Genomic DNA, 12280 nt, shown 5'->3' on the forward strand with positions numbered 1-12280 from the left:
GGCCTGCCTCCTCGTCCGCGCCCCCGTCATCACCGTACGCGTACGAGGGTAGGCGTTCCGCCCCCTTCCCACGCCGGGGTGCGCCTTCACGCCGGTTCCGGCACGGTCACGGACGGCTACGGAGGGCTACCGCAGAGGTAGGGTCGTGGTCAGTATCCGAGTCCGGGGGGATCCGTTCATGGGCGACGTCGTCGCAGACGTACGGGTGGCGGCCATCGCCAGTCTCACACCACTGGAAGAGCTCGACGGCGACCCGTTCCTCGTCGACACCCGCAGCCAGCACGCCATGTGCGCCCGCTGGGCCGCCGACCAGGGTTACGTCGTCACCAGCCAGCTCCGCGTCTACGGGCTGCGCCCCGATCACCGCGCCCTGTGGGCGGGCGTCGAGGACGGGCAGGCCGAGCTGTTCGTGGCCCCCAACGACCGGGTGCTCGCGCGTGCGCTCGTCTCCGTGCCGGACTTCGCGGCGGAGTGCGAGCGCCGCGGCGTACGGCTGGAATTCGCCGGTCTGGAGGAGCCCGTGTACACCGCGCGCACCAAGGCCAGCGTCCACCGCAGGCTCTCCATGCCGACCGCAGGATACGACGGCTGCTGATGCCCGGAGAGGGCGCGGGGCCTCGAACGGGCCCGGAGGGGCTGTGTCAGGCTTGCCGCGGGCCCATGACGTGCACCGGGCCCGGACGTGAGGTGGAACGGCGTGAGTGACGGGCGATGGCGTACGGCGGGCGGAACCCTCATACGCGTGGTCACGGTGTGGGCCGTGTCCACCCTCACCATGCTGGCACTGGCGGGGATCCTGCCCGACTTCCGGCTCCAGGCCGACGACGGTGACACCGTCACGAGGACGGCGTTCACCGCTGCCTGGGGCGCGGGGGCCTTCGGTCTGCTCTCCGCCCTGGTCTGGCCCGTGCTCGTCAGGGCGCTGCTGATCGTGCCCGCGCTGGTGCTGGGCGCCCTGGTCTTCTTCCTCAACGGCTCGTTGCTGCTCATCGCCCTGCGCCTCATCCCGGACGGGCGCGGCGACGCGAACCCGGAGACCGCGGTCGTCGTGGCGGCCGTCATGTCCGCGGTCGCCTCCGCGACCTCCACCGCACTCGCGGTGCGCGACGACGACGCCTACCGGCGCAGACTCTCCCGCCTCGCCGACCGGCGCCGCAGACGCAGCGGTACGCCGCCGGGCGCCGACGGCGGGCGGGGCGGCCCACCCGGAATCGTGTTCGTCCAGCTCGACGGTGTGGGTCACGACGTGCTCGAACAGGCGGCGGCCGACGGTGTCATGCCGACCGTGGCCGGTCTGCTCGCCGACGGGGCGGGCCACCGGCTCACCCCGTGGACCACCGACTGGTCCAGCCAGACCGGCGCCAGCCAGCTCGGCATCCTGCACGGGAGCAACTTCGATGTGCCGGCCTTCCGCTGGTTCGAGAAGGAGACCGGCACCGTCATGGTCTCCAGCAGACCGGCGAGCGCCCTCGAACTCCAGCGCAGGGCCATCGCCCGCACCCACGACGGCGGCCTGCTCACCGTCGACGGCGCGAGCCGGGGCAACCTCTTCAGCGGCGGCGCGGACCAGCTCGCCCTGGTGCTGTCGATGGCCGCCAGGCTCGGCAAGGGAAGGCGTTCGCGCGCCGGCTACTTCGCCTACTTCTCCGACCCCGCCAACGCCGTCCGCACAGCCCTGTCCTTCGTCGCGGAGGTCGGCCGTGAGATCGGCCAGTCCGTCCGGGCCCGGGTGCGGAAGGAGTCACCCCGGGTCAAGCGGGGCGGGCTCTACCCCTTCATCCGGGCGTTCGCGACCGTCGTCGAACGCGATGTGGTGGTCGCCGCGGTGATCGGCGACATGTTCGCCGGACGCACCGCCGTCTACGCCGACCTCGTGGCCTACGACGAGGTCGCCCACCACTCCGGGCCGCACAGCAGGGACGCGGAGAAGGTCCTGACACGGCTCGACCGCTCCCTGGGCCTCATCCTGAAGATCGCGGACCACACTCCGCGCGGCTACCGGATCGTGCTGCTGTCCGACCACGGCCAGAGCCCGGGAGAGACCTTCGCGGGACGGTACGGTCTCACGCTCAAGGATCTCGTACGGGCCGGCTGCGGGCTGCCCGTACCCCGCCGGGCCCAGCGCACCCGCAGCGCCTCGGAGGCACGCGACGCGGTGCGCATCGCGCTGCACAGGCCCGTCGCCGGGGAGCAGGAGGCCGAGCACCCGGCGAAGGCCTCCGACCCGGTCGTGCTCGCCTCCGGAAACCTCGGACTGCTGTCGTTCCCGGACATCGAGGGCCGGGCATCGCGTGAGCAGCTCGACCGCCGCTACCCCGCGCTGCTCAGCACGCTCGCCGCCCACCCGGGGATCGGCTTCCTGCTCGTCCGGAGCCAGAAGCACGGGTCGGTGGTGCTCGGCCGGGGCGGTGCGGAGATCCCGCTCGCGGAGCTGACGGACGGGGAGGGCCCGATCGCCGCCTTCGGGACTGGTGCGGCGGACGCCGTACGGCGGACCGACGGCTTCCCGCACGTCGCGGACGTCATGGTCAATTCGATGTACGACCCCGAGACCGGCCGTGTGCACGCCTTCGAGGAGCAGATCGGCTCGCACGGCGGACTCGGCGGCGAACAGTCGAGGCCGTTCCTGCTGTGGCCGCGGACGCTGACGGACCCGCTCGACGCCGTGGCGGCGGAAATCCCCCGGGGGGAGTCTCCGTCCCGTCCGGTGGGGATCCCTCCGGGCGGTCCGGTGGGCGCGGAGGCCGTGCACCGGGTGCTCGCGCGCTGGCTGAGGGAGCTCTCCGGCCCGCAGGTGCCTCTGCGGCAGGAGGGCTTCACGGGGGCGGTGCGGGTGGACGAGCCGTTCCCGGGCGGGCAGGCCGGCGCGGACGTACCCGGCCCCGCCCGCGAACCCGGCCCGGCCCGTTCCAGGACTGCCGCCCCTCCCGCCCGGGACGTCGAAGCAGGGCGGTCCGGTGACCCGGTCCGTGAGGTCGGACCGCTGCCTGCCGTCCCGGGTCCCGACGACTCCGTCCCGGGTTCACGCGGATGAAGGGATCCGGCCGTCAGGCGGACTCGCGCCGCACCAGCGTCGGATGGAAGACCACGGACGGCGCGGGGCCCTCGGCCGGCTTACCGATCTGCTTCAGGAGGAGCCGGGCCATCTCGGACGCCATCTCCTCCACCGGCTGACGCACCGTCGTCAGCGGCGGATCGCACGCCACCGCCGCGTTGCTGTCGTCGAATCCCACCACCGCCACATCCTGGGGCACGTCCCTGCCGGCCCGCAGCAGTACGGGCAGCGCACCCAGGGCCATCAGGTCCGAGGCGATGAACACCCCGTCCAGATCCGGCCGTTCGCGCAGCAGCTGCCGCATCGCCGATGCCCCGCCCGAGTGGGTGAAGTCCCCCTCCGCGGTCACCACGTCCCCGATGCCGTGCTGTTCCAGCGCGTCCAGGAACCCGGTCAGACGCACCTGCCCCGCAGGCATGTCCTGCGGGCCCGCGACCGTTCCGATGCGCCGTCTTCCGAGGTCCGCCAGGTGGTCGGCCGCCATCTGGGCCCCCGCCCGCTGGTCCGCCTCGACATAGGTGAGCGGCGAGGGCCTGCGGGGGCGGCCCGCCAGCACCGCGGGCAGCCGGGTCTCATGGAGCAGGGCGGGCAGCGGGTCGTCGGCGTGCGACGAGATCAGCACCACTCCGTCCACGTGCCCCTGGCGCAGATACGACAGCAACTGGTTACGGGACGCCTCGTCGTCGGCCAGCATCAGCACCATCTGGATGCCGGCCGGACGCAGCACGTCCATCAGCCCGCCGACCACCCGCCCGAAGTGCGGATCGGAGAACATCCGGCCGATGAACGGCTCGGACACCGGGCGTCGCTCACGCTCCGACACCACCAGTGCGATCGAATCCGTCCGCCGGGTCACCAGCGAACGCGCGGCACGATTGGGCACGTAGCCCGTGGTGGCCACCGCCTCCTCCACGACGCGCCGCAGTGCCGGGTCCACCGTGGTCGCACCGTTGATCACACGGGACACGGTCGCCCGGGAGACGCCCGCCACCGCGGCCACGTCCTCCAAGGTGGCGGGGCGTACGGGCGGCGGAACGTCGACAGTCATGCAGTCTTTATACCGGGTGATCCGATGGGCGGGCGAAGGGTTACGGCACGTCAGCGGCCTTGCCCGCGCACAGTGCGGTCAGCGCGGCCAGTTGTTCCCCGCGCGCGGTGACGAGCTTCCGGGCCCGCGCCCTGGCGTCGGCCCGGCCGCCGGCCGTCGTCTCGGAGCGCGAGACCTGCTCCGAGCGGCGCAGGTGGTCGCGGATCTGTGCCACCACCAAGCTGTCGAAGGCGGCTCCCTCGGCCTTGCGGGCATTTTCGAGGTCGTCGGCCGTCACCATGCCGGGCATGTCGTGGCCCTCGTGCACATCGGTGTCCGGCAGCCCCATCCGGTCCCGCAGTTCACGCAGCGACAGGAGTTCGGTGTTCTGAGCGCCGCGCAGGCGAGCCGCCCAGGACCGCAACCGGGGGCCGGTGCTCCTCTCCGCGGCGAGGTCCAGCAGGACCATGGCCTGCTCGTTCATGGGGATCATCAACTGGACCCAGGCGGAATCGGTGGCGTCCGCCGACGCGGCGGCCGTCGGCGTACGCGACGGCGCGGGTTCGGTGCGCGATGCCCGCTCTCCTTCCTGGCCACACGACGTCAGGACGGCGAGCAGGAGGAGCAGCGCTGCGGTGCGACGAGCCGTCATCGGCAGGTTGTCCTTCGGGGGAGGGCGCCTGCCCGGGCCGCGCGGGCTCGGGCAGGCGCCGGTGGGGGTGTACGGGACTGCCCGTCAGGGCGTGCCGTCGGCACCGCACTTGATGATGGCGTTGATGCAGTCGCGCACCCGCTGGGCCATCTCGGCCTCGGGCCATACGTTGAAGAAGTCGCCGTGCATCGTGTATCCGCGCCCCGAGGCCAGCCGGAAGCGCGCCGGGTCGCCGTTGACCGGATAGCGCAGGACCTGGCGCAGTTTGGGGACGGGGACCGGATGGGTCGACGGACAGGCGCCGCCCACCGGATAGGCCATGTGGCTCTTGTGGTCGGCCGAGTCGAGGTCGGTGCCGTTCCAGCACTGCGGGAAGTCCAGGTAGCTCTCCATCATCGAGCCCGCCGGGCAGTTGACGAAGTCGTGGGACGGGTCGACCTCGCCGTGGTGGAGACAGGACCAGCGGGAGATGGTGTTGTCACCGGGGCCGGTCGCCTTCGCGTTGCCCGCGACGATCCGCAGACCGCGGGGGAACGGCTTGATCGTCCGGATGATGTCGTCCCGTACCCCCTCGCCGAGGTAGTAGAAGGTGGTGCCGGTCGGCTCCACCGCCTTGTCGCCGTCGTACAGCGTGGGAACCCAGTACGAGGACAGGTCGGTCACGGGTGAGCAGCTGGTTCCGGCCCTCTCCAGCGAGGCCAGGTCGGAGTGGGCGTCGGTGGAGTCGTTGCCGAAGAAGCTGTGCATGTGCGAGGCGCCGGGCAGGCCGGGCAGCACGATGGGGTCGTCGGGAGCCCGGTGCGTGTAGGGGCATTCGGCCAGGAACTCGGCGACCCGGACGACGTCGGCGGCCGCCTTCGCTCCGGGCGGTGCGGGGCGGTCGCCGGCAGCGTTGCCCGCGTTGGCCTGGACGAGGGACACCGCCAGTGCGGCGGCGGCCAGCCCGGCGATCCGGTAGCGCCATCGTGACAGGGCTGTGCGTCTGCCGGGTTCGGTCGTACGTCTGTTGAGAAGGAGCACGGCACTCCTGTTCCGAGGAAGTGGGGTTCCTCCCGACCGGTGGTCCGGCCAGGGGAGAGAGCGCTCTCTCAAGGAACGTAGAAGTGTGACGCAAGCATGTCAAGATGTCGCGAGGGGTCGACAATTGCCTGCTGTTTGAATGGAGTTGGCCTCGCGGGTAACGGGAGAGCGCTCTCTCGCGAATGGGCTCAGGGGGCGTTGTCAGTGGCGGACGGCAGGATGGTGTTCATGACGACGAACTCAGCCGGCGTGCTCGCCGACACCGCCGCCTACGCGGCCGCCGTGGAAGAGGCGAAGCGTGCCGCCGCCGCGTATTACACCGCGGGTGAGAGCACCCTCGACGACGATGCTTACGACCGGCTGGTGCGCGGGATCGCGGCCTACGAGGAGGAGCACCCGCAGGAGGTGCTGGACGCCTCGCCGACCGGGAAGGTCGCCGGCGGGGCGCTGTCGGGGGACGTGCCGCACACCGTCCCGATGCTCTCGCTGGACAACGTGTTCTCCGCCGAGCAGTTCGTCACCTGGACCGCGTCCGTGGAGCGGCGGATAGGCCGCCCCGTCGCCGCCTGGAGTGTGGAGCCCAAGCTCGACGGTCTGGCCGTCGCGGTGCGCTATCGGCAGGGCCGCCTCGATCAGCTGATCACCCGGGGCGACGGGACGGCCGGTGAGGACGTCTCGCACGCGATCGGCACGGTGCTGGGACTGCCCGAGCGGCTGGGCGCTCCCGTCACCCTCGAGGTGCGTGGCGAGATCCTGATGACCGACGAGCAGTTCGAGCGGGCCAACACGGTGCGCACGGAGCACGGGGCCGCGCCCTTCGCGAATCCGCGCAACGGTGCTGCGGGCACCCTGCGGGCCAAGGACCGTCCGTACCGCGTGGAGATGACCTTCTTCGCGTACGGCGCGCTCGCGCTGCCCGATTCCGGCGATCTGTCCGCGACTCTCGCCGAACTCCCGCACAGCGAGGTCCTGGAGTACGTCGCCGGTCTCGGCGTGCACACGGCGGCGGACACCGCTGTCGCTCCGCGCACCGTCACCACGGCCGAGGAGGTGCAGGCCGGGGTCGAGGACATCGCCGCCCTGCGTGCCTCGTTGCCGTTCGGGATCGACGGCATCGTGATCAAGGCGGACCTGGCAGCCGACCAGCGGGACGCCGGATCGGGAACGCGGGCGCCGCGCTGGGCCATCGCCTACAAGCTCCCGGCCGTGGAGAAGGTCACCCGGCTGCTGGGAGTCGAGTGGAACGTCGGCCGGACCGGTATCATCGCGCCGCGCGCCGTGCTGGAGCCCGTCGAGATCGACGGATCCACCGTCAGCTACGCCACGCTGCACAATCCCGCCGACATCACCCGGCGCGATCTGCGCCTGGGTGACCATGTGATGGTCTACAAGGCGGGCGACATCATCCCCCGGATCGAGGCACCTGTCGCGCATCTGCGGACGGGTGAGGAGCAGGCGGTCGAATTCCCCGAGGTCTGCCCCCGGTGCGGCTCGGACATCGACATGAGTGAGCAGCGCTGGCGCTGCACCCGGGGCCGCGACTGCCGCCTGGTCGCCTCCATCTCCTACGCGGCCGGCCGTGATCAGCTCGACATCGAAGGCCTCGGCGCCACACGGGTCGTCCAGCTCGTCGACGCGGGCCTCGTCCAGGACTTCGCCGACCTCTTCACCCTGGAGCGGGACCAGCTGCTCTCCCTGGAGCGGATGGGGGAGACCTCCACCGACAACCTGCTGGCCGCCATCGGGGCGGCGAGGACGCGCCCGCTGTCCCGCGTCTTCTGCGCCCTCGGCGTACGCGGCACGGGCCGCTCCATGTCCCGCCGGATCGCCCGCCACTTCGCCTCGATGGACCGGATCGTCGCCGCGGACGCGGAGGCGCTGCAGCGGGTGGACGGGATAGGCAAGGAGAAGGCGGCTGCGGTCGTCGCGGAGCTGGAGGAGCTGGCGCCGCTGATCGGCAAGCTGGTGGCCGCCGAGGTGAACATGGCGGAGCCCGGCGCGACGCCTCCGCCGGAGCCCGGGGCCCCGCAGGAGGACGGCGCCGATGACCTTGCGGCGGCCGGTCTGCCGCTCGCCGGAATGACGGTCGTCGTGACCGGAGCCATGACGGGGGCCCTGGAGGAGCTCTCGCGCAACCAGATGAACGAGCTGATCGAGCGGGCCGGCGGGAAGTCCTCCTCCAGCGTCTCCAAGCGGACAAGTCTGCTCGTCGCCGGGGAGAAGGCCGGATCCAAGCGGACCAAGGCCGAGGACCTGGGTGTCCGGATAGCCGCGCCCGAGGAGTTCGCGGAGCTCGTCGAGGACTATCTGGCGCTGGAGGCATGAGAAGGCGCACTCAGCCATAGAGCCTGGGATTGCCGAAGGGCTGGCGTTTACTCACCTTGTATTGCATAGTGAGGGATCGATTATGCCTCGCTATCAGTGAGTCGGTGGGTGCCGGCGGCTGAGGGCGTCAGGACCTGAGGGTGAGGGCCGATGCGTTCTTCGCGTGACGGACGGCGACACAGCCGGCCGGCCCTCCGGCGGCAGGACGCGCACGCCGGTGGCGGGCACCGGCTCGCTCCCGTCAGGGGACTGGCCATCGACCTGGGCAGCTCCGGGACCCGTGCCTGGGTCCCGGGGCAGGGCCTCGTCACCGGCGGACCGGCCGGATGGGGGGACGGGGCCCGTCGGCCGGTCCGGCGGGGGCAGATCGTCGATGCCGAGTCGTGCGCCGGACTGCTGGGGCATCTCGCCGACACCGCGCTGGGCGCCGACAGGCAGGACAGCGTGATCGTGCTCAGTCACCCGGTGCTTGCCGGACGGGAACACCGCGCGCAGGCGAGGGAGCTGCTCGCCGCTCTGGGCGTGTCCGGGGCCGTCGTCCTCAACAGCGCCAGTGCCGTGGCGGCGTGCGCCGGGCAGCTGGACGGCGGCCCCGTGCTGGTCGTCGACATGGGTGCAGAGCTCACCGAAGTCGCCCTGCTCGTCGACGGAACGGTCGTCGACGCCCGCCAGGCCGACGCGGGGCTCAGCGATCTCGAACCGCGGTCGATGCCTGCCGAACTCGTCAGGAACGTCCTCGATATGATCACGTCCATGTGGCGTGAGGACAAGCACGGCGCGGTTCGCGGGGCGTTGCGCCGCGGGCCCGTGCTGACCGGCGGTGGAGCGCTGCACAGTGATGTCACCGGCCGGATCGCGGGCCGCCTCGGTGTACCGGTGCGCATCGCCCATGACCCGGCGACCGCTGTCGTACGGGGTGCTGCGCTCGTCCTGGAATCCGCCATGGGTCCGGTGGGCGCAGACGCGGTTTCCGGCCGTCCGGTCCGGCTGAGGTGAGCCCCCTCCCGGGGGCACCCCGGGGGAACGCACCCCGGCGGGGGCCGCACTGCTCACCGCCCCACCAGGCTCGGCACGTCCTCGCCGCACTGCTCCTCACCGTCCTGACTCTTCTCGGCGCCGCGCCTGCGGAAGCCGGAGCCGCGTCATCCGTGCGGGGCCTCGCCGAGGCGTATGCCGCCGGGCCTGCCGCGCATGCCGCTGTCTCCGACCCGTACTCCACCGGTACCGCCGCACAGGTCGTCGGCCACGTCGCTCACGATGCCGGTCCTGTCGGTCCCACTGCCGATGGCACCGGTCCCACTTCTAACGGCGCCGGTTCCTTTGCGCATGACGCCGGTCCCATTGCGCATGACACCGCTCCCGGACCCACTGCTCACGACGCCGGGCGTGTTGCCGACAGCGTCCCCCGTGGTGCCCGCAGCGTCGCGGATGCCGCCCACAGCGTCCAGCATGTCTCCGGACCGGAGGCAGCCGTCCTGCCCGTCCCCGCATGGCGGACGGAGGCCGTCCCCGTACCTGGGCCGCGTGCGGGCGCCGACCGTCCGCACGCTCCGCACCACGTGCCTCCGCCCGGTCACGGCGCCCTGCCACCGCGACCGCAGGGCCTGCCCCTGCCTCGCGGTGTCGCACCGGGGGCGGCGGGCGCGGACCCCGTGGTCGTCCGGGTCCGTGCGGCCCTGCCCGGTGTGCGGGGTCCTCCAGGGGCGACGGCCGGTCAGCCGGCCCTTCGCCGGTCCTGTTCCACAGACCCGTCGCCCCGCCCTCCTCTCTGAGGCCAGGGCGGACGACGCCCACTCAAGGGGATCCCCATGACTCGCGCCACCACGGTGCGAGCAGTTCTGGCTGCCGCCGTCCTGCTCGTCTCCGTGTTCATCACGCTGACCATGTCACCCAGACTCGGCCTCGACCTGCAGGGCGGCACCAGGATGGTGCTCCAGGCCAAGGACTCCGGCACCGCGAAGGCGGACCGGGAGAGCACCGATCGCACCCTGGAGGTACTGCGGCAGCGCATCGACTCGCTCGGCGTCGCCGAACCGGCCCTGACACGCTCGGGCGAGGACCGGATCATCGTCGAACTGCCCGACGTCCAGGACCCGCGCCAGGCAGCCGAGGTCATCGGCAGGACCGCCCAGCTGAGCTTCCACGCCGTCCAGGGCCCCGGGACCGAGAAGACGAAGGACGAGGGGAGCGAAACGGCCGAGAGCGGCCCGACACTCCCCGACGAACAGGGCGGACTGCTGGACCTCGCCCCGGTGCAGCTCTCCGGCGCCGGCGTCAAGGACGCCACCGCTGAATTCGACGCCCAGCAGGGCACGGGCTGGAGCGTCTCGCTCGACTTCCACAAGGACGCGGGCCGGGAGTGGACCCGGCTCACCGGCGACGCCGCCTGCAACCCCGCCGGCGACGAACGGCGTCGCGTCGCGATCGTCCTCGACGGGCAGGTCATCTCCTCGCCGCAGGTGGATCCGTCGGTCGGCTGCAAGGCGGGGCTGCCCTCGGGCTCCACACAGATCACCGGTTCGTTCAGCGCCGACGAGGCACGCGATCTCGCCCTGCTCATCAAGGGCGGGGCACTCCCCGTACCGGTCGAGATCGTCGAACAGCGGACCGTCGGCCCGACGCTCGGTGCAGCCGCCATCGACGCCAGCGCCCGGGCCGCTCTCATCGGCGCCGCCGCCACCGCGCTGCTCATCACCTTCGTGTACCGGCTCTTCGGCGCTCTCGCCGTGCTGGCTCTGGCCGCGTACGGCGTGATCTCCTATGCGGCTCTCGTCGCCCTGGGCGTCACCCTCACCCTCCCGGGTCTCGCCGGCTTCGTCCTGGCCATCGGAATGGCGGTCGACGCCAACGTCCTTGTGTTCGAACGGGCGCGCGAGGAGTATGCGGCCCGCCGGAACGGCACGCTGCGCTCCGCGCTGACCGCCGGATTCCGTAACGCCTGGAGCGCCGTCGCCGACTCCAACATCACCACGCTGATCGCCGCCGGCCTCCTCTTCTTCCTGGGCTCGGGGCCGGTCAAGGGCTTCGGAGTCACCCTCGCCATCGGTGTCCTGGTCTCGATGTTCTCCGCGCTCGTCATCGCCCGCGCGCTCACCGAGCTCGCGGCGGGATCCCGGTTCGTCAACGACTACCGGGGCGTCAACGGGATCGCACGGCCTGGCCGCGTCCGTACGTGGCTGAACGCACGCGATCCCCAGCTGTTCCGGGCACCGCGCCGATGGCTGATGGTGTCCGCCGCACTCGTCCTCGTCGCCGTCACGGGCATCCTCGTGCGCGGTGTGGACCTCGGTGTCGAATTCACCGGTGGCCGGCTGGTGGAGTACTCCACCAGCCGGCCCGTCGACGTCGAGACCGCCCGCGACACGATCGCCGCCGCGGGCTTCACCGATGCCGAGGTCACCACCACGGGCGAGAGCGACCTCTCCGTGCGCACCGGGAAGCTGGACAACGACGGCGAACACGCCCTGCGGTCCGCGCTGGCCGAGGAGGGCGGCGGGGCCACCAAGGTGCGCGACGAGCTGATCGGTCCGAGCCTCGGCGACGAACTGCGGCGCAACGCCCTGATCGCCCTGGGTGTGGCCGTGTTCGTGCAGCTCGTCTATCTCGCGGCCCGGTTCCGTTGGACGTTCGCCGTGGCCTCGGTCGGGGCCCTGGTGCACGACGTCCTCATCCTGATCGGCGCCTTCGCCTGGCTCGGACGCCCCGTCGACGGGATCTTCCTCGCCGCCCTGCTCACCGTCATCGGCTACTCCGTCAACGACTCCGTGGTGGTCTTCGACCGGGTCCGGGAGCTGTGGGCCGGGAACCGGCGCACCCCGGTCGCCGATGTGGCGAACCGCGCCGTTCTGCAGACCGTCCCGCGCACCGTCAACACCGGGATGGGCGCCCTGTTCATCCTGGTCGCCCTCGCCGTGCTGGGCGGCGACTCGCTCGCGGACTTCGCCCTCGCCCTCATCATCGGCATCTGTGTGGGGACCTACTCCTCCGTGATGACCGCCGTACCGGGGGCGCTCCTCCTGGAGAGGAGCAGCAAGGCCCCGCCACCGGCCCGGAAACGGGCACCGGGGCGCAGGACGGCGGCCGGGCGGGCACGCCGGGACCCCGCGGACAACGGGGCGCGCGTATAGCGCCGAGCCGCGACGTGCCGGGCAGGGCGGATGCGGCCCCGCCCGGCGCGTACGGGCGGAACGACCGCCGGGCT

8 protein-coding genes are annotated in these 12280 nt (G+C 72.0%); 5 read left to right on the top strand and 3 right to left on the bottom strand.

The annotated features are described in order from the left end of the window. The first annotated feature begins 178 nt into the window (after positions 1 to 178). Positions 179 to 595 carry a hypothetical protein gene (locus HED23_RS12970; RefSeq protein ID WP_203183566.1) on the top strand — a complete coding sequence of 139 codons (417 nt, stop codon included), beginning with the start codon at positions 179 to 181 and terminating at the stop codon, positions 593 to 595. 102 nt (positions 596 to 697) lie between these two features. Beyond that, positions 698 to 3034 carry a phage holin family protein gene (locus HED23_RS12975; RefSeq protein WP_203183567.1) on the top strand — a complete coding sequence of 779 codons (2337 nt, stop codon included), beginning with the start codon at positions 698 to 700 and terminating at the stop codon, positions 3032 to 3034. A gap of 13 nt (positions 3035 to 3047) precedes the next feature. Here the strand turns inward: HED23_RS12975 and HED23_RS12980 are convergent, their stop codons facing one another. From HED23_RS12980 to HED23_RS12990, 3 genes are all read right to left on the bottom strand, one after another. Beyond that, on the bottom strand, positions 3048 to 4103 hold the full coding sequence (locus tag HED23_RS12980) for a LacI family DNA-binding transcriptional regulator (RefSeq protein WP_203183568.1): 1056 nt from the start codon (positions 4101 to 4103) through the stop codon (positions 3048 to 3050). A 40-nt stretch (positions 4104 to 4143) separates the two neighbouring features. After that, positions 4144 to 4734 carry a DUF305 domain-containing protein gene (locus tag HED23_RS12985; RefSeq protein WP_203183569.1) on the bottom strand — a complete coding sequence of 197 codons (591 nt, stop codon included), beginning with the start codon at positions 4732 to 4734 and terminating at the stop codon, positions 4144 to 4146. 84 nt (positions 4735 to 4818) lie between these two features. Continuing rightward, complete coding sequence (locus tag HED23_RS12990; protein ID WP_203183570.1) at positions 4819 to 5754, bottom strand: DUF1996 domain-containing protein; 936 nt, start codon at positions 5752 to 5754, stop codon at positions 4819 to 4821. Between the two features lie 228 nt (positions 5755 to 5982). Here HED23_RS12990 and ligA point away from each other — a divergent pair, with 228 nt between their 5' ends. The 3 genes from ligA (at position 5983) to secD (ending at position 12206) form a co-directional block, all read left to right on the top strand. Continuing rightward, on the top strand, positions 5983 to 8079 hold the full coding sequence (ligA, locus tag HED23_RS12995; RefSeq protein WP_238441935.1) for an NAD-dependent DNA ligase LigA: 2097 nt from the start codon (positions 5983 to 5985) through the stop codon (positions 8077 to 8079). A gap of 150 nt (positions 8080 to 8229) precedes the next feature. After that, positions 8230 to 9075, top strand: coding sequence for a rod shape-determining protein (locus tag HED23_RS13000; RefSeq protein WP_203183571.1), 846 nt, complete (start codon positions 8230 to 8232; stop codon positions 9073 to 9075). 812 nt (positions 9076 to 9887) lie between these two features. Continuing rightward, positions 9888 to 12206, top strand: coding sequence for a protein translocase subunit SecD (gene secD / locus HED23_RS13005; protein WP_203183572.1), 2319 nt, complete (start codon positions 9888 to 9890; stop codon positions 12204 to 12206). Positions 12207 to 12280: the final 74 nt, after the last annotated feature.

Source organism: Streptomyces pratensis (assembly GCF_016804005.1).
Classification (GTDB): domain Bacteria; phylum Actinomycetota; class Actinomycetes; order Streptomycetales; family Streptomycetaceae; genus Streptomyces; species Streptomyces pratensis_A.

Excerpts from the sequence above, each read along its gene's own strand:
- HED23_RS12970 (WP_203183566.1), top strand. The coding sequence starts at position 179 with ATGGGCGACGTCGTCGCAGACGTACGGGTGGCGGCCATCGCCAGTCTC.
- HED23_RS12980 (WP_203183568.1), bottom strand. The coding sequence starts at position 4,103 with ATGACTGTCGACGTTCCGCCGCCCGTACGCCCCGCCACCTTGGAGGAC.
- HED23_RS12985 (WP_203183569.1), bottom strand. The coding sequence starts at position 4,734 with ATGACGGCTCGTCGCACCGCAGCGCTGCTCCTCCTGCTCGCCGTCCTG.
- ligA (WP_238441935.1), top strand. The coding sequence starts at position 5,983 with ATGACGACGAACTCAGCCGGCGTGCTCGCCGACACCGCCGCCTACGCG.
- HED23_RS13000 (WP_203183571.1), top strand. The coding sequence starts at position 8,230 with ATGCGTTCTTCGCGTGACGGACGGCGACACAGCCGGCCGGCCCTCCGG.
- secD (WP_203183572.1), top strand. The coding sequence starts at position 9,888 with ATGACTCGCGCCACCACGGTGCGAGCAGTTCTGGCTGCCGCCGTCCTG.